Origin of the sequence: Streptomyces sp. WM6386, assembly GCF_000972385.1 — a bacterium.
GTDB lineage: Bacteria > Actinomycetota > Actinomycetes > Streptomycetales > Streptomycetaceae > Streptomyces.
Map to the genome: position 1 here is coordinate 1 of NZ_JXTE01000053.1, position 23601 is coordinate 23601.

The window sequence follows — 23601 nt, forward strand, 5'->3', positions numbered from 1 at the left end:
CCCCTGGGCCGCCCCGCGCCCCCCGACGCACCACCCCGCCCGACCTCCACACCCGGCCCGACGACACCCACTGGCGCTCCGCCCCGCCCAGGCACCCGCCCGTCCTCCGCGTCCGGTCCGACGGCGCCCGCTGGCGCTCCGCCCGGGTCAGGTACCCGCCCGTCTTCAGCGTCCGGTCCGACGGCGTCCGCTGGCGCTCCGCCCGGTGTGCCGCCTCGGCCCGGATCTCGTCCGGCTGGTGCGTCCGCCGGTGCCTTCGGGCGGTCGACTCCCCTCGGTGACGCGCCCATGGCCGGCTCCCGGCCGGTCTCGGCGCCGGCCGGCGCGCCCGGCACCCGGTCGGCCTCGGTGCCCGCCGACGCCTTCGGCCGCACCGCGCCCCCCGGAGGGAGCCCGTCGGCCCGGCAACCCGATCCCTCTCTCTCCTGGAGCGCCCCCCTGGCACCCGGTGACACCCCTGGATCCGGACGGCCCGTCGTGTCGTTCGGGCAGCCCGAGGGGTACGACGAGCAGGCGCGGCCGCGAGCGCTCCGCGGGCGAGGTCGGCTGCGGGCCGTCGGCGTGGCCGTCTGTCTCGTGCTCGGGCTCGGGCTCATCGGTGGTGCCGCGACCGGGAGTTGGCTCGTCGGGGACTCGGCCGCGGCCGGGTCCGGGGACACCTTCGCGGCGGCCGCCGGGATGTGGCACGCCGTTCCGGTCGACCAGCTCTTCCCGCCCACCGTCCAGGGACAGGGCGCAGGCCCCGGCGGCGCCGACCGGACCTGGACGCGGATCGCCGTCGCCCCGGACAGCGGCTGCAAGGACGCCTTCGACCCCCTGCTGCGCAAGGCATTCGCCCCCGTCGGCTGCGAGCGGCTGCTCCGCGCCACGTACACCGACGCCACCCAGAGCTACGTCACCACCGTCGGACTTCTCTTCACCAAGGCCGACGCCGCCGGCATGACCGCCCTCGACACCCGCTTCGGCAAGGAGAAGCTGGGCGACCGGACCGACCTCATGCCCCGGACCTACGCCGCCAAGAACACCGTCGCCGCCGGCTTCGGCACGAAACAGCGCGCCTCCTGGGCCGTCTCCGTCCTCACCGACGCCCCCGTCGTCGCCTACGCCGTCTCCGGCTGGGCCGACGGCCGCAGCGTCGACGAGCCGGAACCCGCCGAGAAGGCCATGGCGTCCGACGCCACCACCGACATCGCCCAGGCCGGTCTCGGCCACGAGGCCCAGGGTCTGGCCGATCGCATCGAACGCGGCTTCCGCAAAACCGTCAGCTCGGCCACGGAGAAGCCGTCGTGAACGCCATGACCCGCCGCGCCGGCCTCCTCAGCGCCCTTCTCGCCGCCTCCCTCGCCCTCGTACCGCCCACCGCGGCGCACGCCGACGGCATACGCGCCCAGCAGTGGGCCCTCGAGGCCATGCACACCCAGGAGGCCTGGCAGACCACCAAGGGCAAGGGCATCACCGTCGCCGTCCTCGACACCGGCGTCGAGGACGACCACCCCGACCTCGTCGGCAACGTCCTCGACGGCAAGGACATGGTCGGCTTCGGAGCAAGCCGCGGCGACCGCGCCTGGGCCCGCCACGGCACCGCGATGGCCGGCATCATCGCCGGCCACGGACACGGGATCGGCGACGCCGACGGCGTGATGGGCATCGCCCCCGAGGCCAAGATCCTCCCCGTCCGCGTCATCCTGGAGGACGGCGACTCGGCCCGCGGCAAGGCCCGCAACACCCGCGGCAACGCCCTCGCCGAAGGCATCCGCTGGGCCGCCGACCACGGCGCCGACGTCATCAACCTCTCCCTGGGCGACGACTCCAAGTCCGCCCACCCCGAACCCGCCGAGGACGAGGCCGTCCAGTACGCCCTCAAGAAGGGCTCCGTCGTCGTCGCCTCGGCAGGCAACGGCGGCGAGAAGGGCGACCACATCTCCTACCCGGCCGCCTACCCGGGTGTCATCGCCGCGACCGCCGTCGACCGGTACGGCACGCGCGCCGCCTTCTCCACCCGCCGCTGGTACTCCACGGTCGGCGCCCCCGGCGACAAGGTCGTCATCGCCGACCCTGACCACAAGTACTACGAGGGCTGGGGCACCAGCGCCGCCGCGGCCTTCGTCTCCGGAGCCGTCGCCCTGGTCAAGGCGGCCCACCCCGGCCTGACCCCGGCCCAGATCAAGAAGCTCCTGGAGGACACGGCCCGCGACGCCCCCGTCGGCGGCCGCGACGACTCCCGCGGCTACGGCCTGGTCGACCCGGCAGCCGCGATCAAGGCAGCGGCCGAGCTGAAGCCGGAGGGACTGCAGGCGGCGTCCTACGGCGAGAAGTACTTCGGCTCAGGCCCGGACGCGGCCGAGGAGGAGGACGACGCGGCAGGCTGGGCGGCCCCCCTGGCCGGCGGCGCGGGCGGCGTCCTGCTGATCGCGGCGGTGGTGCTGTGGCGAGGCAGAAGAGCGCGGTACGAAGAAGTCTGACGGTGCGGATGGCGCCCCTGCGGGGCGCGGGGCCGCATCGATTTGCGGCTGCCGCCGCGTGGGCGCGACAGGCCGCAACGGCGCGGCAGTCCGCCGTCGGCCTGTCGCGGCACTCTCAACCCGTGAACACGGATACCGCTGCCTCCGCAGCGGACTCCACGAGCGAAATCCCCTTCTCCTTCGTCGCGTTACCGTTCGACAGCGCCACGACCAAGTACCCGTGACCGTCCGGCGCGGTGACCCGCCCGATGCTGTTGATGTCCCACAGTCCCGTCGCCGACCGCGGCAGCCACCCGTTCTTCAGGGCCCACGCGGACCCCTCGGCGGCGGCCGACACCCCCCAGTGCTGATCGGCGGCTATCCGCCCCATCAGCCCCCGCACATACTCCCGCGACGCCGAGCTCAACTCCGAGTCGTCCCCGAACACCTGCCGAAGCAACGTGAGCTGATCCGCCGCCGTGGTCTGGGTCAGCCCCCACAACATCCCGTCACCGCCCTCGGTGCCCGTGAGCCCGAGCCGCTCGTTCGCCGCGTCGAGCCCCTCCGCCTGCCCGATGATCCGCCACAGCGCCGACGCGGAGACGTTGTCACTGTTCTCGATCATCGAGGTGGCGTACGACTTCTCGGCCGCCGTGAGATGCCGGTCCTCGTCCTGCGCCCGGAGCAGCAGCGCCGCCAGGATGTCGACCTTGACGATGCTCGCCGTGTCGAAGGCGGCGTCCCCGTACGTGGCGCTCTCCCCGGAGTCCAGGTCGAGCACGGCGACCGAGACGTCCGCGTCGCCCGGCACGGTCACCGACTCCATGGATTTGGCCAGCAGCTTGTCGTGGTCCACCGTCGGCTGCGTCACGGGCTCCACCGATGCCTCCTCGCTCGTCGCCGCCGCGGTCGGCGACGGGGCCGACGATACGGAGGGAGCGGCGGAGTGCGCCTGCGCCTTCACATACACGGTCCCCCCGGCCGTGGCGCCGACGATCGCGACGGAGGCGAGGGCGGTGTACATCAACGGGCGCCGCCGGGACGGGCGCGAGCGACGGCTTCGGCGGGCTCTGGAGGACTCCATGACCGTGATGGTCGGGCCGCCGGCTGTGTGGGCCGTTAGACGGAAGTTAGATGTGTGTCAGGGAAATCTGAGATTCCGGTGAAGAGGGTCACGGAGAGGTTTCCGGGGCCGCACAAGCGCAGCAGCATCCCCCCTATAGGGTCGGTGACCGTGGCGAACAAGAACATTCCCGACTCCGGCTTCTCCGACGACGACGGCTCCGCCGACCCCCGGCTGAGCGCGGCGCTCGCCGCCTGGACCGAGGACCGCGACGCCGTGGGGCCCGTCCTGGAGGCCCTGAAGGGCGCCCGGCTGCTCGTCCCCGTCGTGGCCGTGCTCGGCGAGGTCGAGGAGGACGAGAACGGACTGCGCCGCGAGAAGACCAGCGACATGGCCGTGCCCACCCTGAAGGCCGGCGGCCGCACCGCCCTGCCCGCCTTCACATCCACCGACTCGCTGGCGCTCTGGGACCCGGCGGCCCGCCCCGTCGCCGTACCCCTGCACCAGGCGCTCCAGGCCGCCGCGCACGAGAAGGCGGACACGGTCGTCCTGGACCTGGCCGGACCCGTGGCCTTCGAGCTGACCGGTCCCGCGCTGCTCGCCCTCGCCGAGGGGCGTACGACGACGGACCCGCTGGCCGACCCCGCGGTCGTGGCGGCGGTGCGGGCCGCCGTCGCCGACGTGCGCGCGGTACAGCGGGCCTATCTCGGTCCCGGCCAGGGGGACGGCACCCTCGCCCTGGTCCTCGACCCCGTCGTCCCGCACGAGGCCGGTGTCCACGCGGTCGCCCGGCGTCTCGCCGCCGACGAAACGCTGAGGGCCCGCCTGGTGCGCGGCCTCGACCTGGCACTGCTGCCGGCCGGGGCGACGCCTCCGGGCGCGCCCTTGTTCGTGCGGTAGGGACCAGTGCCTGTCCGGCGGATCAGGCCCTAGCCGTAGACCGGGCCCGTGTACTTCTCGCCCGGGCCCTGGCCCGGCTCGTCCGGGACGATCGACGCCTCGCGGAACGCCAGCTGGAGGGACTTCAGACCGTCGCGCAGCGGCGCCGCATGGAAGGAGCTGATCTCGGTGGCGCTGCCGTCCAGCAGGCCGGCGAGGGCGTGGATCAGCTTGCGGGCCTCGTCCAGGTCCTTGTACTTGTCGCCCTCCTCTGTCAGGCCGAGCTTCACCGCGGCGGCGCTCATCAGGTTGACGGCGACCGTCACGATCACCTCGACGGCGGGGACCTCGGCGATGTCGCGGGTCATCTCGTCGAAGTCGGCAGGGGACTCAGGAGGGGTGTCACTCATGGCCCACACGATAGGCGGTCCGTGCTGCCGTTCCTCCAATTGGTCCTTGTCAAGCGATCCTGCTAATCTGGTTGATGACCGGCTGGACACTCGCGTGCCCGGCCCACAAGTGGAGGCTCCGATCTCCCACCTGACCGTCCCCCGGGACGGCGGGTCACCCCGGTCAGGCGGCCACCATCGTTCCGTACGGACGATGGAGTCGCCCGAATGTGCGCCCCGCGATCATTGCGGCGGTGCTCCGGCAGTGTTTTGGAGCCCCGTCTTGTGATCGTCCGGGGCATTTTTTGTGCTTCGGCGCGGTTAGGTCTGTCGAGAAGAGACAAACGCGGCTGTCCGCCAGACCGCCGTGTGGTGCTAACCGAGGAGGATCCATCAGCGCCGAGCCCCGCATCAACGACCGGATTCGCGTTCCAGAGGTGCGACTTGTCGGTCCCAGTGGCGAGCAGGTGGGCATCGTCCCCCTGGCCAAGGCACTGGAGCTTGCGCAGGAGTACGACCTGGACCTGGTCGAGGTGGCGGCAACCGCCCGTCCGCCTGTGTGCAAGCTCATGGACTACGGGAAGTTCAAGTACGAGTCGGCCATGAAGGCCCGTGAGGCGCGCAAGAACCAGGCGCACACGGTCATCAAGGAGATGAAGCTCCGGCCGAAGATCGACCCGCACGACTATGACACCAAGAAGGGTCACGTCGTCCGGTTCCTCAAGCAGGGCGACAAGGTCAAGATCACGATCATGTTCCGTGGTCGCGAGCAGTCCCGGCCGGAGCTCGGCTACCGACTGCTGCAGCGTCTCGCGACGGACGTCGAGGACCTCGGTTTCGTGGAGTCGAACCCGAAGCAGGACGGCCGAAACATGATCATGGTTCTCGGTCCGCACAAGAAGAAGACCGAGGCGATGGCCGAGGCCCGCCAGGCACAGGAAGCCCGCAAGGCTGAGGCGAAGGCCAACCCCGGCAAGTCGCAGAACGCCGCGGACCCCGACGCCGTGCATACGGATGCCGAGGTCGCCGACGCTGCTGCCGAGGCTCCCGCCGAGGCCCCTGCCGAGGCTCCCGCCGAGGCGTGATCCCAGGGGACGCGAGTCCCTCAGGACGTAACCGATACAAGAGCGACGCTCCACCGTGTGCCCGGTTTCACGACCGGGCACCGGAGCGCCACCCAGAGGAGAGAACGGCGCTATGCCGAAGAACAAGTCGCACAGCGGTGCCAGCAAGCGCTTCAAGATCACCGGCTCCGGCAAGGTGCTCCGCGAGCGTGCCGGCAAGCGCCACCTGCTCGAGCACAAGTCGTCCCGCGTGACGCGCCGCCTCACCGGCAACGCCGAGATGGCCCCGGGCGACGCCGCGAAGATCAAGAAGCTTCTCGGCAAGTGACGTACGCGGCGCCCTGACTGAGCGCCGTACGTCTGGACCGGGACCCCATCGATTCCGGGCCGTGTGAGTCCCACCACGGCCCCGCTACAAGGAGTTAACAAGTGGCACGCGTCAAGCGGGCAGTCAACGCCCACAAGAAGCGCCGGGCGATCCTCGAGGCGGCCTCCGGCTACCGCGGTCAGCGTTCGCGCCTGTACCGCAAGGCCAAGGAGCAGGTCACCCACTCGCTGGTCTACAACTACAACGACCGCAAGAAGCGCAAGGGCGACTTCCGCCGGCTGTGGATCCAGCGCATCAACGCCGCTGCCCGCGCCAACGGCATCACGTACAACCGCTTCATCCAGGGTCTGAACGCGGCGAACATCGAGGTCGACCGCAAGATCCTGGCCGAGCTGGCCGTCAACGACGCCACCGCGTTCGCCGCGCTGGTCGAGGTTGCGCAGAAGGCCCTGCCGGCCGACGTCAACGCCCCCAAGGCGGCCTGACGCCTGGCTTTGCGCCGACGTGACATGAGGGACCCGCAGGCCTTCGGGCTTGCGGGTCCTGTTGTGTAGTTCTGAAAGTGAGCCTCATGCACTCCGCACCCCCCGAGCTGATCTCCCCCCGTTCCCCCCGCGTCTCCGCCGCCCGGCGGCTCGCCAAGCGGAACTTCCGGGGCAAGGAGCGGCTGTTCCTGGCCGAGGGGCCGCAGGCCGTGCGGGAGGCCGCCGGGCACGGACTCGTGGAGTTGTTCGCCACCGTCGAGGCCGCCGAGCGGTACGCGGAGATCATCGCGGAGGCCCGTGCCGTCGAAGCGCGTGTGCACCTCGCCTCCGAGGACGTCATCGCCGACATCTCCACCACCGTCACCCCGCAGGGGCTCGTCGGTGTGTGCCGGTTCCTCGACACCCCCTTCGAGGAGATCCTCGCCGCCCGCCCCCAGCTCGTCGCCGTGCTCGCGAACGTCCGCGACCCCGGGAACGCCGGGACCGTGCTGCGGTGCGCGGACGCCGCCGGGGCCGAGGCCGTCGTACTGACCGACGCGTCCGTGGATCTCTACAACCCCAAGGCCGTACGGGCCTCCGTGGGCTCCCTCTTCCATCTCCCCGTCGCCGTCGGTGTCCCCGTGGAGCAGGCGGTCCAGGGGCTCAAGGACGCCGGCGTGCGGATCCTCGCCGCCGACGGCGCCGGGACCGACGACCTCGACGACGAGCTCGACAAGGGGACCATGGGCGGACCGACCGCCTGGATCTTCGGGAACGAGGCGTGGGGGCTCCCGGAGGAGACCCGCGCACTCGCGGACGCCGTCGTGCGCGTCCCGATCCACGGGAAGGCCGAGAGCCTGAACCTGGCGACCGCCGCCGCCGTATGTCTCTACGCGTCGGCCCGTGCACAGCGCGCCTCCGGAGGGTGCCGCTCCGTCACCGAGAGCTAGTAGGGTGACCAGCTCGGGGGCCCTCCGTCGAAGAGGTGGGGTACGGGGATATGAGCGTCGGCACGAGCAGCGCACCGGGAGCACGGGACGTGCGGCACGGGTCCGCGCCCGGCCCCGGTGATCTGGCCGGGCTCGGCATCGACCCCGACCTCCTGCCCGACGGACTGGTCGTCGCCGACGAGCACGGCCGGGTCGTCTGCTTCAACGCCGCCGCCGAGCGCATCACCGCCGTACCGGCCGCCGAGGCCCTCGGGCAGCGGCTCGACAAGGCGCTGCCGTTAGAGGACCTGGAAGGGCGGCGCTGGTGGCAGGTGACGGATCCCTACGGGGGGCTCGCGATTCGGCGTCGCCAGCCCGAGCGGAATCTGCTCCTTCCCGGCGGACGTGAGGTCCTCGTCTCCGCGCAGTACGTGCGCATCGAGCCCACCGGGCCCGTCCACCGCGTCGTCGTATGCCTGCGCGACACCGAGGCCAGGCGCCGCACCGAGCGCAGTCACGCCGAACTGATCGCCACCGTCGCCCACGAACTGCGCTCCCCGCTCACCTCCGTCAAGGGCTTCACCGCCACGCTGCTCGCCAAGTGGGAGCGGTTCACCGACGACCAGAAGCGGCTGATGCTGGAGACCGTCGACGCCGACGCCGACCGGGTCACCCGGCTCATCGCCGAGCTGCTGGACATCTCGCGCATCGACTCCGGGCGCCTGGAGGTGCGGCGCCAGCCCGTCGACATCGGGGCCGCGGTCGGGCGGCACATCCAGGCGTACGTAGCCGCCGGGCAGACCGCCGACCGGTTCCTGCTCCGCATCGAGCAGCCGCTGCCCATGCTGTGGGCCGACCCCGACAAGATCGACCAGGTACTCAGCAACCTGCTCGAAAATGCCGTGCGGCACGGCGAGGGAACGGTCACGATTGACGTCACGCCCTCGGCGTCACCCCGGGAAGGGGAGGACGTCGGTACGTCGGTCACGGTGAGCGACGAGGGGTCCGGCATCCCGGAGGAGTCCATGAACCGCGTCTTCACCCGCTTCTGGCGGGGCAGCAAGCGCGGCGGCACCGGCCTCGGGCTGTACATCGTCAAGGGCATCGTCGAAGCCCACGGCGGCACCATCACCGTCGGCCGCGCCCCCGAGGGCGGCGCGGAGTTCCGATTTACGTTGCCCGTGGCGGCGCCGGCGTATCTCGCCTAGCGGCCCACGGGCGCATTCGTACACCCCCGCCCCGTTAGACTCGGCCTCTGGCACCTTTGTGTCCCATGGACGGCCCTCTGACCTCTGTGTGAGTCGGTGACGGGGACCTTCAGCCAGCCAATCGGAAGCACGGGAAGAGATGTCGGCACCGAACAAGTCGTACGACCCTGTAGAGGTCGAGGCGTTGAAGCCAGAAGAGATCGAGCGCATGCGGGACGAGGCGCTCGCCGCCTTCGCCGCCGCGGACTCCCTCGACGCGCTCCAGGAGGCCAAGGTCGCCCACACCGGCGGCACCTCGCCGCTGGCCCTCGCCAACCGCGAGATCGGCGCCCTGCCCCCGCAGGCCAAGGCCGCCGCCGGAAAGCTCGTCGGACAGGCCCGCGGCGCCGTGAACAAGGCGCTCGCAGGCCGTCAGACCGAGCTCGAGGCCGAGCGCGACGCGCGCGTCCTGGTCGAGGAGTCGGTGGACGTCACGCTGCCGTACGACCGCGTACCGGCCGGCGCCCGCCACCCGCTCACCACCCTGTCGGAGCGCATCGAGGACGTCTTCGTGGCCATGGGCTACGAGGTCGCCGAGGGCCCGCAGGTCGAGGCCGAGTGGTTCAACTTCGACGCCCTCAACATCGGCCCGGACCATCCGGCCCGCGGCGAGGCCGACACCTTCTTCGTGCGGGGCCCCGAGGGCGGCACCGAGTCCGGTGTCGTGCTGCGTACCCACACCTCGCCCGTGCAGATCCGCTCGCTGCTCGACCGTGAGCTGCCCGTGTACGTGATCTGTCCCGGTGTCGTCTACCGCACCGACGAGCTGGACGCCACGCACACCCCGGTCTTCCGCCAGGTCGAGCTGCTGGCCGTGGACGAGGGCCTCACCATGGCCGACCTCAAGGGCACGATGGACCACATGGTCCAGGCCCTGTTCGGCGAGGGCATGAAGACCCGGCTGCGGCCGAACTTCTTCCCCTTCACCGAGCCGTCCGCCGAGATGGACATGGTCTGCTACGTCTGCCGCGGCGAGTCCGTCGGCAACCCCGACCGCCCCTGCCGTACCTGCTCCAGCGAGGGCTGGATCGAGCTCGGCGGCTGCGGCATGGTCAACCCCAAGGTGCTGACCGCCTGCGGCGTCGACCCGGAGAAGTACAGCGGGTTCGCCTTCGGGTTCGGCATCGAGCGGATGCTGATGTTCCGCCACAACGTCGAAGACATGCGAGACATGGTCGAGGGTGACGTCCGGTTCACTCGGCCGTTCGGGATGGAGATCTGATGCGGGTCCCGCTTTCCTGGCTGCGGGAGTACGTCGACCTGCCGGCGACCGAAACCGGCCGTGACGTCCAGGCCAAGCTCATCTCGGCCGGCCTCGAGGTCGAGTCCGTCGAGCACCTCGGTGCCGACCTCAAGGGCCCCTTGGTCGTCGGCCAGGTGCTGACGATCGAGGAGCTGGAGGGCTTCAAGAAGCCGATCCGCTTCTGCACGGTGAACGTCGGTCAGGCCAACGGCACCGGCGAGCCGCAGGAGATCGTCTGCGGCGCCCGCAACTTCGCCGTCGGCGACAAGGTCGTCGTGGTCCTGCCCGGCGCCACCCTGCCGGGCGGTTTCTCGATCTCCGCGCGCAAGACGTACGGCAAGACGTCCCACGGCATGATCTGCTCCGGCGACGAGCTGGGCATGGGCGACGACGGCAGCCACGGCATCATCGTGCTGCCGCCGGAGACCGAGGTCGGCAAGGACGCCATCGAGCTCCTCGAACTGGTCGACGAGGTCCTGGACATCGCCGTCACCGCCAACCGCGGCGACTGTCTGTCCATCCGCGGCGTCGCCCGCGAGACCGCCATCGCCTACGGCCTGCCGCTGCGCGACCCGGCGCTCCTGGACGTCCCGGGCCCCAACGCGTACGGCTACCCGGTGCAGGTCTCCGAGCCGCTCGGCTGCGACCGCTTCACGGCCCGTACGGTGAGCGGCCTCAGCCCCGAGGCCCGCTCCCCGCTCTGGCTCCAGCGCCGGCTCCAGAAGGTCGGCATGCGCCCGATCTCGCTCGCCGTCGACATCACCAACTACGTGATGATGGAGCTCGGCCAGCCGCTGCACGCCTACGACCGCAAGCTGGTCCAGGGCACCATCGGCGTCCGCCGGGCCGGCGAGGGCGAGGAGATCGTCACCCTCGACGGTGCCAAGCGGAAGCTGCACGCCGAGGACCTGGTCATCACCGACGAGCGCGGCCCGATCGGCCTCGCGGGTGTCATGGGCGGCGCGAACACCGAGATCGCCGACCACGAGGAAGGCGAAGGCACGACCGACGTGGTCATCGAGGCCGCGCACTTCGACGCGGTCTCCATCGCCCGTACGGCCCGGCGCCACAAGCTCTCCTCCGAGGCGTCCCGCCGCTTCGAGCGCGGTGTCGATCCGGCCGCCGCCGCGGCCGCGGCCCAGCGCACCGTCGACCTCCTCGTGCTGCTCGCGGGCGGCACCGCCGACGCCGGTGTCACCGAGGTCGCCACGCCGTCCGCGCCGCACACCATCGCCGTCCCGGCCGACCACCCGGACAGGGTCGCGGGTGTGGAGTACGGCCGCGAGACCGTCGTACGCCGTCTCCAGCAGGTCGGCTGCGATGTGTACGGGCAGGACGAGCTGATCGTCACCGTGCCGTCCTGGCGTCCCGACCTCACCGAGGTCAACGACCTGGCCGAAGAGGTCATCCGTCTGGAGGGCTATGAGAACCTGCCCTCCACGCTGCCCAAGCCCCCGTCGGGCCGCGGCCTCACCCACCGGCAGCGGCTGCACCGCCGCGTCGGCCGGGCGCTGGCCGGTGCCGGGTACGTCGAGGCGCCGAACTACCCCTTCCTCGGCGAGCAGGTCTTCGACCAGCTCCTGCTGGAGGCCGACGACCCGGCCCGCCGGGTCGTGAAGCTGACCAACCCGCTCAACGACGAGGAGCCCGCGCTCCGTACGTCGCTGCTGCCGGGACTCCTCGGTGCGCTGCGGCGCAACGACGGCCGCGGCTCGCACGACCTGGCCCTCTTCGAGACCGGCCTGGTCTTCAACCCGCGCGAGGAGCAGCGCGTCGCCGTCTCGCTGCCCGTCGACCGGCGTCCCACGGACGAGGAGCTCGCCTCGCTGAACGCGGCGCTGCCTGCGCAGCCGCGGCATGTGGCGGCCGTTCTCGCGGGCGCCCGTGAGCAGGCCGGCTGGTGGGGCAAGGGCCGTCCGGCGGACTGGGCCGACGCGATCGAGGCGGCGCGGGCCGTCGCCCGTGAGGCCGGTGCCGAACTGGTCGTCCGTGGTGGGCAGTACGGACCGTGGCACCCGGGGCGGTGCGCCGAGCTCGTGGTCGTCGCCGAGGGCGCGGAGAAGGTCGTCGGGCACGCCGGTGAGCTGCACCCGCGGGTCGTGAAGGCGTTCGGGCTGCCCGCGCGCACCTCCGCGATGGAGCTGGACCTGGACGCGCTGGAGGCCGTCGGCGACGACACGCCTCGGGCGCCGAGCATCTCCACGTTCCCTGTCGCCACGCAGGATGTCGCGCTGGTCGTGGACCTGTTCGTGCCGCACGCCGAGGTCGAGGACGCGTTGCGTGAGGGTGCGGGGTCGCTTCTTGAGGCGATCCGGCTGTTCGACGTGTATGAGAACGCGGAGCAGTTGGGTGACGGCAAGAAGTCACTCGCCTATGCGTTGCGGTTCCGCGCAGCTGACCGGACGCTGACCGTGGACGAGGCTTCGGCCGCGCGCGACGCGGCTGTTGCACTTGCCGGGGAGCGGACGGGAGCGGTCCTGCGCGGCTGAGGTTGTGTGCCGGGTGCGGGTGAGCTGTGGCTGGTCGCGCCCACGCGGCGGAGCCGCAAATGTCACAGCCCCTGTGGGGGGGCGAGCCCCCACACCCCCATCCGTTACCTCACTCGTTTGAGTGAGAACTCCCAGCGATCTGGTCCTTCCGGGTCATGCTGTCGACAGAATCGGACCGGCCTTTCGGGGTCGGTCCTTCTGTGCTGTCTGGGCCTATTGGGGGGCCATCGGCATGATCCGTATCAGGGGTCGGGTTTCGCGCAGGGTGCTCTCGCTGGGGTTGCCCACCGCGTGGGGGGCCGTGGCGGTCACATACAAGCTGACCTGCCCGCTCGCCCAGCAGACCGGCTTCGAGGCACGCCTCGCGACCAGTGCCGTGTTCTTCGCTGTCGGCACCGGGCTGATACTTCACGTCCGGCATGCACTGCTGCGTGAACTCCGGCAGGTCCGGCAGGTCGCCGGTGCCGCGCAGAGTGCCCTGCTGCGACCGCTCCCGCCGCGCGTCGAGGGGCTGGACATCGCCGCCGCCCAGCTCTCGGCGGACCGTGGGGCCTCTGTCGGCGGTGACCTGTACGAGGTGATCGCCACCGAGCATGGCGTACGGGTCGTCATGGGCGATGTCCGTGGACATGGCCTCGCCGCTCTCGGTACGGTCGCCGCCGTGCTCGGCAGCTTCCGTGAGGCGGTCCATGACGAGCCCGAACTCGGTGGTGTGCTGCGCCGGTTGGAGCGCGCGCTGGGCAGACACCTGCGCGAGCGGGCCCGGGACGACGACCCGGTCGCCGAGGAGTTCGTCACCGTACTGCTCCTGGAGATCGGCCGGGACGGCGATGTGTGCGCACTGAACTGCGGCCACCCGTGGCCGAACCTGCTGAGCGGCGCACGAGTCGACCCCCTGACCCGAGCGGATCCCCTCCCTCCGCTCGGGCCGTTCCCGCTCCCGCCCGAACTGCCGCCCATGCAATGCGGTTACCTGCTCCCCGGCGAGACCCTGGTCCTCCACACGGACGGAGCGGAGGACGCCAGAGACGCTCATGGCCGGTTCTTCTCCCTGCCGGAGGCTTTGGCAAAGGCCGCGGGAGAGCCTCCTCAAGAGGTACTCGGTTCGGTTTTCGCAGGTGTGTTGCGCCATGCGGCAGGAGCCCCCGCGGACGACATCGCCCTACTGGTACTGCGAAACGAGCGTTGCCACAGGCATGCCTCAGGGGCGCGGGGAACTGCGCGACCAGCCACGACGAGCCCGCAGCCGACAACGCACCTTTGAGCACAACGGCGTTCAGTCGCTCGGCCAAACCGGCGGAGCCGTCCGCCCCGCCACGGAGTGTCGGGCAGGCAGCTGGGCGGACGGCGCGGATTCGGGCCGCCGCACTGTACGAGGGGGAGCCGGCGGCCCGGCCGGCCTCTTGCGAGGCAATTCAGTCAACCGGCTGGAAACTCTCCGCGACAGTGCGCGCACGCTACGGATTCGAGCACTCCGTTCACACCCCGTGTGAACCCACACCCACTACTCTGACGGCACCGAGCCACCCGGGGGGCATATATGCAGCCCAACACTCTGCTCGACGCGATCCTGGACGAAGCGGGAATCTCGCACGCGGGGTTGGCCGCACACGTGAACCAGGCCGGCCGGGCGCGCGGGCTCGCGCTCCGGTACGAACACACCGCCGTGGCGCGGTGGTTGAAGGGCCAGCGCCCCCGAGGTCAGGTGCCCGACCTGATCTGCGAGGTGCTCGCCGCCCGGCTGCACCGCACCGTCAACCTCGACGACATCGGCCTCGGTGTCCCCGGCGAGCCCTCCGCCCCGCACGGCACCTCGCTGTCCGGGTTCGTGGAGCGGGCCACCGCCCTGTGGCGCTCCGACGAGCAGCAACGGCCGCACATACTGGGCGCCCCCGCGGTTACCGGCACACCCGCCGTCATGCCGGTGTGGGAGTGGGAGAACCCGCCCGAGGACGTCGATGTGTCACGTGGCGGGCGGCACCGGGTCACCGCCGGCGACCTGGAGATGCTGCGCGCCGCCCGTACGCACTACGAGCAGATGTACCGGAAGGCCGGCGGCATCGCGACCCGTACCCGGATCGTCGGCTTCCTCAACGCCGAGGCCGCCCCGCTGCTGCGCGGCAGCTACACCGACGAGACCGGCCGTCAACTGCACCGGGCCACGGGCGGGTTGGTGGCGGTCGCCGGGATCTGCGCCTACGACTCCGACGCGCACGGTCTTGCCCAGCGGTACTTCCATCAGGCGCTGCGCCTGGCAAAGGCCAGTGGGGACAGGGGGCTTGGCGCCTATGTGATCGCGCTCCTCGTCAACCAGTCGCTGTTCATGCGGGAGAACCGGCAGGCCGTCGCCTTCGCGGAGGCCGCGCTGCGTGCCGCGGGCCGGCACATCACCCCCGCGCTCGCCTCCGACCTGTACGCGATGCAGGCGAAGGCGTACGCGCACCTCGGCGACGGCACGAGCGCGCTGTCCTGCATCCGGCGTGCCGAGCAGGCCGCCGAACGCATCCGGCGTGGATACGAACCCGACGAAACCGGCTATGTCCAGCCGGGGTTGGTCAATGTCCAGGTGGCGGAGGCGCTGCTCAGCCTCGGCGAGCTGGTGGCGGCGCGGGAGCATGCCTCCGTGGCCGTCGACAATCCGGCCCACGACCGGGGCCGGGTGCACCGGCTCGCGATGCTCAGCACGATCGAGCTGCGTCAGGGCAACGCCGACAAGGCGGTGGCCACTGCGGTGCAGATGGCCGAACAGGCCCGCGGAATGGAGTCCCAGCGCCTGCGCGACAGACTCCGCGCGGTACGCGAACACCTGGTCCGCAGCGGCTGCGCGGGCACATCCGAGGCAGCCGAACTCATCGACGGAGCTCTGCGCGTACCGCTGTAAACCCCTGTCAAGACACTGCGCCGCAGCTGTGAGAGGTCGTTCTGCGTCTGCTGCCGAACTGCTCCTGCTGCGATATTGCCACTTACTCAGCGGAAGGTGGCAGAACCGTGCAGTGGACGAAACAGAACGAACAAACTGTGTATGAAAACCGCTGGTTCAGCGTCAACCTCGCGGATGTCGAGCTGCCGGACGGTCGGCACCTCGATCACTTTTTGATACGGCTGCGGCCCGTCGCCGTGGCCACGGTGGTGAACGAGTCCAATGAGGTCCTCCTCCTGTGGCGCCACCGCTTCATCACCGACAGTTGGGGGTGGGAACTGGCCGCGGGCGTCGTCGAGGACGGCGAGGACATCGCGATCGCGGCCGCCAGGGAACTCGAGGAAGAGACCGGCTGGCGGCCGGGACCTCTGCACCACCTCATGAGCGTGGAGCCGTCCAACGGGCTCACCGACGCCCGGCACCACATCTACTGGGCCGAGGAGGGAGAGTACGTCGGACACCCCGTGGACGACTTCGAGTCGGACCGCCGGGAGTGGGTCCCCCTCAAGCTCGTCCCCGACATGGTCGCCCGTGGGGAGGTCCCGGCCGCCAACATGGCGGCCGCGTTACTCCTGCTGCACCATCTCAGGCTCGGGCAGGACGCCTTGCCCTGACCTCCCCCGCCGCGTCCCGCGCCCCCAGGGCCTCCCCGGCCCTAGTGTCCGATGGCCTGCCAGACCGTCGCGATCAGCGCGCCCACGGCCGTGACGGCCGCGACGGCCGGCAGCGGCCAACGGGCGTGCTCCAGTACGACGAGGCGTGCGCTCAGGTCGTCCAGTTCCTTGTCCGTCTCCTCCGTGCGATGGCTGAGCAGAGCGAGCCCTCCCTCGACGCGCACGTACGCGACATCGAGTCGGCGGCGTAACTCTGCGAGTTCTCCATGGACCACGGGATGCTCCGGGTCGGCGGTCACGAGTCCGCTCCTTTCCGTAGTCGTCACATCCCTTGCATGCGCATGAAGAGTCAACTCGCCTGGTGGACGCGTGGGGAGCGTGTGCGACGGGCATATGCGGGCCCGGCGCGCACACGGTGTGTGAATACGGCGGGCCCGGCGCTCCGAAGAGTGCCGGGCCCGTGTTCGTCGCACTGTGTCATCAGCACCCTGTAACGGGCACTGTGCACACGGCCTGAAGATGTCAGGCGACGCCGTCAGCCGTAGGTGTAGAAGCCGGAACCGCTCTTGCGGCCCAGGCGGCCGGCGTCGACCATGCGCTGGAGCAGCGGGGGAGCGGCGTAGAGCGGTTCCTTGTACTCGTCGTACATCGAATTGGCGATGGAGACGATCGTGTCCAGGCCGATCAGGTCCGACAGCTTCAGCGGGCCCATCGGGTGCGCGCAGCCCATCTCCATGCCGTTGTCGATGTCCTCGCGACCCGCGATGCCCGACTCGAACATCCGGATGGCGGAGAGCAGATACGGCACGAGCAGCGCGTTGACCACGAAACCGGAGCGGTCCTGGGCGCGGATCGCGTGCTTGCCGAGCAGCTTCTCGGCGAAGGCCTGGGCGCGGCTGATCGTGCCCTCGGACGTGGTGAGCGCCGGGATCAGCTCGACGAGCTTCTGCACCGGGGCCGGGTTGAAGAAGTGGATGCCGATGACGTGGTCGGGGCGCGAGGTGGCGACCGCCAGCTTCACCAGGGGGATGGAGGAGGTGTTGGAGGCGAGGATCGCGTCCGGGCGCGTCATGACCTGGTCGAGCACCTGGAAGATCTCGGTCTTCACCTGCTCGTTCTCGACGACGGCCTCGATCACCAGATCGCGGTCGGAGAACTCACCGAGGTCGGTGGTGAAGGACAGGCGGGCCAGGGTCGCGTCCCGCTCCTCCTCGCTGATCTTGCCGCGCTCGGCGGCCTTGGTCAGGGAGTTCAGCAGCCGGGCCCGGCCGATCTCCAGGGCCTCGCCGGTGGTCTCGGCGACCTTCACGTCCAGTCCGGAACGGGCGCACACCTCGGCGATGCCCGCTCCCATCTGGCCGCAGCCCACCACTCCGATGCGCTCGATGTCGGTCACATCGCCCCTTTCGCTGGTCTACGGACATCGCAGGGTTCCGCTGTTACGGCGCCTGCTCCGTTCGTGCACGTTACTGGAAAGTATCGATGATCGATCGTCGGGGTCGGGCCTGCTCCGCGGCGGCGGCATAGGAGGGCGGGGGAATCCGCGGTTCGCGCGGGTGTGCGGAGCGGCTCCGCGCCTGCCGGAAACCTGCACGTTCTCTTCGGCGATCGTTGATCGAATGTCCGGGTGCCGCATGGCAGGCTGACCCGCGGACAGACGGCGCACGGAGGTACGAGTGAGGATGCATCGGAAGTCACCGTTGTCGAGGCGGGCGTTCACGGTGACCGCCCTGTCGGCGATCGTGGCGGGCGGCGGCGCGGTGGCGGCGGGTGCCGCGCTGGCGGACGGATCGGATCCCGGCCGCCGCCGGGCCGCCCGCGAGATGCGGGGCGTGTGGATCGCCAGTGTGGCCAACCGCGACTGGCCCTCCAGGACCGGGCTGACCGCCGCCCAGCAGCGCGCCGAGCTGATCGCGCACCTCGACAAGGCCGTGGCGGACCGTCTCAACACGGTGATCCTCCAGGTACGGCCCACCGCGGACGCGCTCTGGCCCTCGCCGTACGAGCCCTGGTCGCAGTGGCTCACCGGCACCCAGGGCGAGGCCCCCGGCTGGGACCCGCTCGGCACAGCCGTACGGGAGGCGCACGAGCGGGGCCTGGAGCTGCACGCCTGGTTCAACCCGTACCGCATCTCCCTCCAGGCGGACCCGACGAAACTGGTCGCCTCCCACCCCGCGCGCCAGAACCCGGAGTGGGTGGTGACGTACGGCGGGAAGCTCTACTACAACCCCGGGCTGCCCGAGGTCCGCTCCTTCGTGCAGGACGCGATCCTGGACGCGGTGGAGAAGTACCCGGTGGACGCGGTCCACTTCGACGACTACTTCTATCCGTACCCGGTGGCGGGCCAGACCTTCGACGACGACGCGGCCTACGACGAGTACGGCGGCGGCTTCGCCACCCGGGCCGACTGGCGGCGGGACAACATCGACCGACTGGTGCTGGAGACCGCGGCCCGCATCCGGGCGGCCCGGCCCACCACCCGGTTCGGGATCAGCCCCTTCGGGGTGTGGCGCAACGTCGCCACCGATCCGCTCGGCTCCGACACACGGGCGGGCGTGCAGTCGTACGACGACAACTACGCGGACACCCGCAAGTGGGTCCGGGAGGGCTGGATCGACTACCTCGTGCCACAGATCTACTGGAACATCGGCTTCGCCGCCGCCGACTACGCGAAGCTGGCGCCCTGGTGGGCCGATGTGGCGCGGGGGAGCAGGACGAAGCTCTATCTGGGCGAGGCCCTCTACAAAGCAGGGGACCCGGCCCAGCCGGCCGCCTGGCAGGACCCCGCCGAACTGTCCCGGCACCTCACCCTCGCCAAGGACCACCCGGAGCTGTGCGGGCATGTCTTCTTCGCGGCCAAAGAGGTGTCGGCGGATCCCGTCGGCGCGATGGCGCGCGTGGTCGCCGACCACTACCAGCAGCCGGCGAGGCCTTCACGCTGATCCGTCAGAAGGGCCCTAGTTCGCGGTGTCCTTGTGACGGATCTCGGTGTCGGGGCCGGGTGAGCACACGCCCACGTGCCCGTCCTCGAATCGGACGCGGAAGGGGGGGTTGCCCCCCTGCCCCATCACTTCGACGATCTCGCCGATCTTGTCGTGCTGTCCGACCACCCTGCCGTGCTGCACAAGCTGGTCGCCCACGGTTGCACGCATCTGTCGGTCCTCCTCACGAAGGTGCGGGAGCAGCGGTCCGTGGCCTTGAGTTTACGGCGCGGGGGCCCGGTTGGACCGGCCCGTGCGCGCCGCTCAGCCTCGCGCCCGCTGGGTGACGGCGATGCAGACGAGCACCGCCGCGGCCGTCAGTGGGGCGGCCACCGTCAGGTGCTCACCCAGCAGCAGCACCGACCACACCAGTGTGAGCAGGGGCTGGGCCAACTGCAACTGGCTGGCCTTGGGGATGCCGATCATCGCCATGCCCCGGTACCAGACGACCAGGCCGAGGAACTGCGAGCCCGCCGCGACCCACAGCACTCCGGTCACGCTGTGCGCGGTGAGGTGCACGGGTTCGTACGACAGGGCCATCACGGTCGCGGGCACGGAGAACGGCAGGCACAGCACCAGCGCCCAGCCGACGACCTGCCAGCCCGGTATGACCTTGGCCAGCCGGCCGCCCTCGGTGTAGCCGGCCGCGCACACCAGCAGGGCGCCGAAGAGATACAGGTCGGCGGAGGTGAGGGTGCCGCCGCTTTGCTGCACGGTGAAGGCGAGGACCGCGGCCGCGCCCGCGAGGGCGGCCGTCCAGAAGGTACGGGACGGGCGGGTGCCCATGCGCAGGGCGGAGAACAGCGCGGTGGTGAGGGGGAGCAGACCGACCACCACAGCGGCGTGGGAGGTGGTCGAGGTCCGCAGCGCGAGAGTGGTGAGCATCGGGAAGCCGACGACGACACCGCCGGCGACCACCGCGAGTCCCGTCCAGTGGCGCCGGGCGGGAACGGGAACGCGCAGCGCCAGCAGACAGGATCCGGCGATCAGCGCGGCGAGCACACTCCGCACCCCGACCAGCGACCAGGGCCCGAAGCCCTCCAGACCCCATGCCGTCGCGGGGAAGGTGAGGGAGAAGGCGACGACGCCGAGTGCGGCCACCAGGGTGCCGGCAGTGGTGTTCGGCTTGGTGCCGACCGCTATCGTGATCGGGTCAGTAGCGTTACTCTGTACTCTCATGCAAGAGCGTAGCAGCGTCGATGAGCTGGCGGAACGGCTGAGAAGTGAACTGAACCGCTACTCTCCTGGTGGAAAGCTCCTGTCCAGTCGGGCCTTGGTCGAGCAGTACCGGGTGAGCCCGGTGACGGTCTCCCGGGCGCTGGCGCAGCTGTCCGCCGAGGGGCTCGTCGTCACCCGGCCCGGTGCCGGGGTGTTCCGGACGGTGCCGCGGGCGACGGTCGCGCCGGTGGGGGACACCTCCTGGCAGGAGGTGGCGCTGAGCGCGGACGCCGCCGCCGACCTCGTGCCGCGCTCGGTGGACGCGAGCGGCGTCCTGGTCTCCCTCACCGAGCCGCCGCCCGAGGTGATCGAGTTCACCGGCGGCTATCTGCACCCCTCGCTCCAGCCCGAGCAGGCACTCGCCGCCGCGCTCTCCCGCGCCGCCCGCCGTCCCGGCGCCTGGGGCCGGCCGCCCATGGAGGGGCTGACGGAGCTGCGCTCGTGGTTCGCGCGGAGCATCGGCGGCTCCGTCACGGCGGCGGAGGTGCTGATCGCCGCCGGCGGGCAGTCGGCGCTGACCATCGCGCTGCGTGCGCTGGCCTCTCCCGGGGCCCCGGTGCTCGTCGAGTCTCCCACCTATCCCGGCATGCTGGCGATCGCCCGAGCGGCCGGGCTGCGGCCCGTGCCGGTCCCTGTCGACCGGGACGGGGTCAAGCCGGAGCTGCTGGCCGACGCCTTCCGGGCCACCGGCGCCCGGGTGTTCGTCTGCCAGCCGCTGTTCCAGAACCCGACCGGTGCCGTGCTCGCCCCCGAACGCCGGGGCGAGGTGCTGCGCATCGCGCGCGAGGCCGGCGCGTTCGTCGTCGAGGACGATTTCGTACGACGGCTCGTGCACGCGGACGCGGGCGAACTGCCGCGTCCGCTGGCCGCCGAGGACGCCGACGGGGTCGTCGTCCATGTGTGCTCGCTGACCAAGGCGACCTCGCCCAGCTTCCGGGTGTGCGCGCTCGCCGCACGGGGCCCGGTGCTGGAACGGCTGCGGGCGATCCAGGTCGTCGACACCTTCTTCGTGCCCCGTCCCTTGCAGGAGGCGGCGCTGGAACTCGTGGGATCGGCCGCCTGGCCACGCCATCTGCGGGCGATCTCCGCGGACTTGAAGACGCGCCGGGACGCCATGACCACGGCACTCGGCCTCCGCCTCCCCGAACTCGCCCTCCCGCACGTCCCGTCGGGCGGCTACCACCTCTGGCTGCGCCTGCCGGACGGTTCCGGGAGCACCTCCCAGGCTTTCGGCTCCGGGGGAGAGGCCGCGCTGACGGCGGCCGCCCTGCGCGCGGGAGTCGCGATCACCCCGGGCCGCCCGTACTTCAGCGCGGAGCCGCCCGCGGGGCATGTGCGGTTGAGTTTCGCGGCGGTGGCGGGGGTCGGGGAGATCGCGGAGGGAGTACGGCGGTTGCGGGGGGCGGCGGACGAGGTGCTCTAGCCGATCGGGGCGATGCCGTGGGCGACGCTCCCTGGAAACCGTTCGACCCCGGCTTGCGGCCCTGCGAAGATCCCGGCATGACCGACCTCGCCGCTGGCTACGAGATCTCCACCGACCCCGACCGTATCGACGCCGCCCGGGTCCACCACTGGCTCTCCACCGACGCGTACTGGGCGATCGGCCGCCCCCGGGAGAAGCAGGACCGGGCGATCGAGGGGTCGCTCAACTTCGGGGTGTACGAGAGGGCTTCGGGGGAGCAGGTGGCGTATGCCCGGATCATCACCGACCGGGCCACTTTCGCGTGGCTGTGCGATGTGTACGTCGATCCGTCCGTGCGGGGCAAGGGGATCGGGAGCGCGCTCGTCGAGGCCGTACGCGAGGATCTGCGGCCCTGCGGGCTGCGCCGCATCCTGCTCGCCACGCATGACGCGCACAGGGTGTACGAGAAGGCCGGCTTCACGTCGCTCGCGAACCCGGACCAGTGGATGGCGCACCTCTACTAAGGCCCCTCGTTTCGGATGAGTTGTCCGGCAGGTCCTGACCTTGCAGTAAGGTTTTGCCAACCCTGCGTAACTCCCAGGTAACACCTCTTGACCTGCGCACTTTCTCCACCCACCATCGCCGCATGCCACTTCGGGTCACATTCGTCGCCGCCGCCCGCAGCTCCCCGCTGCTCGCGGAGCGCTTCGAGGACGACCGGCCGCTCGACCAGGCCGGCTGGGACGAGGTGCAGCGCGCCGCGGGGGAGTTGCTGCCGCTGGCCGCGGCGGAACTGCGCTACTGCTCACCGACTCCGCGCAGTCGCGCGACCGGGGACGCGCTCGGATATTCCCCGCTCGTGCAACTCGCCCTGCGGGACTGCGACATGGGCCGCTGGCGCGGGCTGACGCTGGGTGAGGCGATGGCGCGCGAACCGGAGGCGGTGGACGCCTGGCTCGCCGACCCGCGCGGCATCCCGCACGGCGGTGAGTCGCTGCTGGCCTTCATCACCCGGGTCGGCGGCTGGCTCGACACCCGGCCCGTGGGCGACGGCGGCCGTATCGTCGCCGTCGCCGAGCCCTCGGTGGTCCGCGCCGCGCTGGTGTACGCCCTGAAGGCACCGCCGTCCACGTACTGGAACATCGACGTCCGCCCCCTGTCCACAACCACCGTCACCGGCCACGCGGGCCGCTGGAACCTGCGCTTCGACGGGGCCCAGGCGCAGCCGTCACGGGCGTGAACGCAGGTCTCGTGGGTGTGGCCCTCCTGGCGTTCGTAGGGGTCGCCCCGGGCCGCGAACGCGTGCCCGTGGCCCGTGGCCCGTGGCCCGTGAGTCCAGCACTCAGCCTCCGCGTGGCGCGTCGGTCGTCTCGCGTGCGTACTCGGTCGTGAGGACGAGGTCCTTGGTGGGGCCGCCCACCCGCCACACCGTCCGCCAGTGGTGTTCGTCGAGGGCGGTGAACTCGCCCCGGTAGAGGTCCGCCGCGCAGGGGTGGTCGGTGAGGTGGTGGCCGGTGGTCAGGTTCAGGTCGTGGAAGAAGCGGCCGTCGGCGAAGCGCACCTCGGCCTCGGCCGCCGAAGTCCCGGGCAGGAAGCGCAAGGTGCGCTCGGCGGGGCGGGCGACGCCCTGCCAGGTGAAGGTGCCGGATTCCTGGTGCAGCAGCCCTTCGCCGTCCCAGGGGCCGAAAACCGTCGTGCCCGAGAAGTGCCCGGCCTCCCCGCTCGCCAGGTCTCGCACGGAACGTTCGACCCGCCAACTCCCGGCCAGATACATCAGTACCTCCGGTACTGGCCAGAATCCGCCCATCTGTTCCTCCCTTCCGACACTTTCGGTACCGCACGACCCGTTGACCTCGGGAATCCCCCCTCCCTATCTTGCCGTTCGAAGTGTTGATCAGCGTCTGATATTTCGAACCCCGATCGAGCCGCG

Annotated in this window: 24 protein-coding genes and 1 pseudogene; 18 read left to right on the forward strand and 7 right to left on the reverse strand. The window is 71.0% G+C overall.

Annotation, left to right across the window (positions count from 1 at the left end; all coding sequences use genetic code 11):
* The 3 genes from TN53_RS48510 to mycP form a co-directional block, all read left to right on the forward strand.
* On the forward strand, positions 1–281 hold a 281-nt coding region (locus tag TN53_RS48510; protein ID WP_420719131.1), incomplete at its 5' end, for a hypothetical protein.
* 196 nt (positions 282–477) lie between these two features.
* Positions 478–1290, forward strand: a complete 813-nt coding sequence (locus tag TN53_RS28045) for a hypothetical protein (RefSeq protein WP_046261532.1) — start codon at positions 478–480, stop codon at positions 1288–1290.
* Between the two features lie 5 nt (positions 1291–1295).
* Complete coding sequence (gene mycP / locus TN53_RS28050) at positions 1296–2462, forward strand: type VII secretion-associated serine protease mycosin (protein ID WP_046261533.1); 1167 nt, start codon at positions 1296–1298, stop codon at positions 2460–2462.
* A gap of 115 nt (positions 2463–2577) precedes the next feature.
* On the opposite strand, the gene TN53_RS28055 is transcribed toward mycP, so the two are convergent.
* The gene (locus tag TN53_RS28055; RefSeq protein WP_046261476.1) at positions 2578–3525 is read right to left on the reverse strand and encodes a serine hydrolase; all 948 of its coding nucleotides are present in this window, start codon (positions 3523–3525) and stop codon (positions 2578–2580) included.
* A gap of 150 nt (positions 3526–3675) precedes the next feature.
* On the opposite strand from TN53_RS28055, the gene TN53_RS28060 reads away from it, so the two are divergent.
* Positions 3676–4404, forward strand: coding sequence for an SseB family protein (locus TN53_RS28060; protein ID WP_046261534.1), 729 nt, complete (start codon positions 3676–3678; stop codon positions 4402–4404).
* 29 nt (positions 4405–4433) lie between these two features.
* Here the strand turns inward: TN53_RS28060 and TN53_RS28065 are convergent, their stop codons facing one another.
* Positions 4434–4793 (reverse strand): DUF1844 domain-containing protein, encoded by a 360-nt coding sequence (locus TN53_RS28065; protein WP_046261477.1) that lies wholly within the window; start codon positions 4791–4793, stop codon positions 4434–4436.
* 346 nt (positions 4794–5139) lie between these two features.
* Here TN53_RS28065 and infC point away from each other — a divergent pair.
* The 10 genes and pseudogenes from infC to TN53_RS28115 all read left to right on the forward strand — a co-directional run bounded on the left by infC (position 5140) and on the right by TN53_RS28115 (position 16070).
* Positions 5140–5857 (forward strand): annotated as a pseudogene (gene infC, locus TN53_RS28070) (translation initiation factor IF-3).
* 112 nt (positions 5858–5969) lie between these two features.
* Positions 5970–6164, forward strand: coding sequence for a 50S ribosomal protein L35 (rpmI, locus tag TN53_RS28075; protein WP_003977225.1), 195 nt, complete (start codon positions 5970–5972; stop codon positions 6162–6164).
* 101 nt (positions 6165–6265) lie between these two features.
* On the forward strand, positions 6266–6649 hold the full coding sequence (gene rplT / locus TN53_RS28080) for a 50S ribosomal protein L20 (protein WP_020132316.1): 384 nt from the start codon (positions 6266–6268) through the stop codon (positions 6647–6649).
* Positions 6650–6735: 86 nt separating this feature from the next.
* Positions 6736–7578, forward strand: a complete 843-nt coding sequence (locus tag TN53_RS28085) for a TrmH family RNA methyltransferase (RefSeq protein WP_046261479.1) — start codon at positions 6736–6738, stop codon at positions 7576–7578.
* A gap of 50 nt (positions 7579–7628) precedes the next feature.
* Positions 7629–8765, forward strand: a complete 1137-nt coding sequence (locus TN53_RS28090) for a sensor histidine kinase (protein ID WP_046261480.1) — start codon at positions 7629–7631, stop codon at positions 8763–8765.
* Positions 8766–8904: 139 nt separating this feature from the next.
* Positions 8905–10026: a phenylalanine--tRNA ligase subunit alpha gene (gene pheS / locus TN53_RS28095; protein WP_046261481.1), complete on the forward strand. Its 1122-nt coding sequence runs from the start codon at positions 8905–8907 to the stop codon at positions 10024–10026.
* Positions 10026–12536 (forward strand): phenylalanine--tRNA ligase subunit beta, encoded by a 2511-nt coding sequence (pheT, locus tag TN53_RS28100; protein WP_046261482.1) that lies wholly within the window; start codon positions 10026–10028, stop codon positions 12534–12536. Before pheS ends, pheT begins: the two co-directional genes overlap by 1 nt.
* 232 nt (positions 12537–12768) lie before the next feature.
* Entirely contained in the window at positions 12769–13800 is a 1032-nt protein-coding gene (locus TN53_RS28105) for a PP2C family protein-serine/threonine phosphatase (protein ID WP_046261483.1), read from the forward strand.
* 276 nt (positions 13801–14076) lie between these two features.
* Positions 14077–15417 carry a hypothetical protein gene (locus TN53_RS28110; RefSeq protein ID WP_046261484.1) on the forward strand — a complete coding sequence of 447 codons (1341 nt, stop codon included), beginning with the start codon at positions 14077–14079 and terminating at the stop codon, positions 15415–15417.
* Positions 15418–15524: 107 nt separating this feature from the next.
* Entirely contained in the window at positions 15525–16070 is a 546-nt protein-coding gene (locus tag TN53_RS28115; RefSeq protein WP_046261485.1) for an NUDIX hydrolase, read from the forward strand.
* A 41-nt stretch (positions 16071–16111) separates the two neighbouring features.
* Here TN53_RS28115 and TN53_RS28120 read toward each other — a convergent pair whose 3' ends face one another.
* Both TN53_RS28120 and TN53_RS28125 read right to left on the reverse strand, forming a co-directional pair.
* On the reverse strand, positions 16112–16369 hold the full coding sequence (locus TN53_RS28120) for a hypothetical protein (RefSeq protein ID WP_046261486.1): 258 nt from the start codon (positions 16367–16369) through the stop codon (positions 16112–16114).
* Between the two features lie 236 nt (positions 16370–16605).
* Entirely contained in the window at positions 16606–17466 is an 861-nt protein-coding gene (locus TN53_RS28125) for a 3-hydroxybutyryl-CoA dehydrogenase (protein WP_046261487.1), read from the reverse strand.
* Between the two features lie 286 nt (positions 17467–17752).
* Between TN53_RS28125 and TN53_RS28130 the strand changes: the two genes are divergently transcribed.
* Positions 17753–19012, forward strand: a complete 1260-nt coding sequence (locus TN53_RS28130; protein WP_199924660.1) for a glycoside hydrolase family 10 protein — start codon at positions 17753–17755, stop codon at positions 19010–19012.
* A gap of 15 nt (positions 19013–19027) precedes the next feature.
* On the opposite strand, the gene TN53_RS28135 is transcribed toward TN53_RS28130, so the two are convergent.
* Both TN53_RS28135 and TN53_RS28140 read right to left on the reverse strand, forming a co-directional pair.
* Complete coding sequence (locus TN53_RS28135; RefSeq protein ID WP_046261489.1) at positions 19028–19222, reverse strand: DUF1918 domain-containing protein; 195 nt, start codon at positions 19220–19222, stop codon at positions 19028–19030.
* Positions 19223–19315: 93 nt separating this feature from the next.
* A complete protein-coding gene (locus TN53_RS28140) occupies positions 19316–20230 on the reverse strand; it encodes a DMT family transporter (protein ID WP_046261490.1) in 915 nt (304 codons plus the stop codon).
* Between TN53_RS28140 and TN53_RS28145 the strand changes: the two genes are divergently transcribed.
* The 3 genes from TN53_RS28145 to TN53_RS28155 all read left to right on the forward strand — a co-directional run bounded on the left by TN53_RS28145 (position 20229) and on the right by TN53_RS28155 (position 22911).
* Positions 20229–21692 (forward strand): PLP-dependent aminotransferase family protein, encoded by a 1464-nt coding sequence (locus tag TN53_RS28145; protein ID WP_046261491.1) that lies wholly within the window; start codon positions 20229–20231, stop codon positions 21690–21692. The two genes, TN53_RS28140 and TN53_RS28145, sit on opposite strands and share 2 nt — an antisense overlap.
* A 77-nt stretch (positions 21693–21769) precedes the next feature.
* Entirely contained in the window at positions 21770–22195 is a 426-nt protein-coding gene (locus TN53_RS28150) for a GNAT family N-acetyltransferase (RefSeq protein WP_046261492.1), read from the forward strand.
* A gap of 122 nt (positions 22196–22317) precedes the next feature.
* Entirely contained in the window at positions 22318–22911 is a 594-nt protein-coding gene (locus tag TN53_RS28155) for a histidine phosphatase family protein (RefSeq protein ID WP_046261493.1), read from the forward strand.
* Positions 22912–23013: 102 nt separating this feature from the next.
* On the opposite strand, the gene TN53_RS28160 is transcribed toward TN53_RS28155, so the two are convergent.
* Positions 23014–23478, reverse strand: coding sequence for a DUF6314 family protein (locus tag TN53_RS28160; protein WP_046261494.1), 465 nt, complete (start codon positions 23476–23478; stop codon positions 23014–23016).
* Positions 23479–23601: the final 123 nt, after the last annotated feature.

Excerpts from the sequence above, each read along its gene's own strand:
- mycP (WP_046261533.1), top strand. The coding sequence starts at position 1,296 with ATGACCCGCCGCGCCGGCCTCCTCAGCGCCCTTCTCGCCGCCTCCCTC.
- TN53_RS28055 (WP_046261476.1), bottom strand. The coding sequence starts at position 3,525 with ATGGAGTCCTCCAGAGCCCGCCGAAGCCGTCGCTCGCGCCCGTCCCGG.
- TN53_RS28065 (WP_046261477.1), bottom strand. The coding sequence starts at position 4,793 with ATGAGTGACACCCCTCCTGAGTCCCCTGCCGACTTCGACGAGATGACC.
- rpmI (WP_003977225.1), top strand. The coding sequence starts at position 5,970 with ATGCCGAAGAACAAGTCGCACAGCGGTGCCAGCAAGCGCTTCAAGATC.
- TN53_RS28085 (WP_046261479.1), top strand. The coding sequence starts at position 6,736 with ATGCACTCCGCACCCCCCGAGCTGATCTCCCCCCGTTCCCCCCGCGTC.
- TN53_RS28090 (WP_046261480.1), top strand. The coding sequence starts at position 7,629 with ATGAGCGTCGGCACGAGCAGCGCACCGGGAGCACGGGACGTGCGGCAC.
- pheS (WP_046261481.1), top strand. The coding sequence starts at position 8,905 with ATGTCGGCACCGAACAAGTCGTACGACCCTGTAGAGGTCGAGGCGTTG.
- pheT (WP_046261482.1), top strand. The coding sequence starts at position 10,026 with ATGCGGGTCCCGCTTTCCTGGCTGCGGGAGTACGTCGACCTGCCGGCG.
- TN53_RS28105 (WP_046261483.1), top strand. The coding sequence starts at position 12,769 with ATGATCCGTATCAGGGGTCGGGTTTCGCGCAGGGTGCTCTCGCTGGGG.
- TN53_RS28110 (WP_046261484.1), top strand. The coding sequence starts at position 14,077 with ATGCAGCCCAACACTCTGCTCGACGCGATCCTGGACGAAGCGGGAATC.
- TN53_RS28130 (WP_199924660.1), top strand. The coding sequence starts at position 17,753 with ATGCATCGGAAGTCACCGTTGTCGAGGCGGGCGTTCACGGTGACCGCC.
- TN53_RS28135 (WP_046261489.1), bottom strand. The coding sequence starts at position 19,222 with ATGCGTGCAACCGTGGGCGACCAGCTTGTGCAGCACGGCAGGGTGGTC.
- TN53_RS28145 (WP_046261491.1), top strand. The coding sequence starts at position 20,229 with ATGCAAGAGCGTAGCAGCGTCGATGAGCTGGCGGAACGGCTGAGAAGT.
- TN53_RS28140 (WP_046261490.1), bottom strand. The coding sequence starts at position 20,230 with ATGAGAGTACAGAGTAACGCTACTGACCCGATCACGATAGCGGTCGGC.
- TN53_RS28150 (WP_046261492.1), top strand. The coding sequence starts at position 21,770 with ATGACCGACCTCGCCGCTGGCTACGAGATCTCCACCGACCCCGACCGT.
- TN53_RS28155 (WP_046261493.1), top strand. The coding sequence starts at position 22,318 with ATGCCACTTCGGGTCACATTCGTCGCCGCCGCCCGCAGCTCCCCGCTG.
- TN53_RS28160 (WP_046261494.1), bottom strand. The coding sequence starts at position 23,478 with ATGGGCGGATTCTGGCCAGTACCGGAGGTACTGATGTATCTGGCCGGG.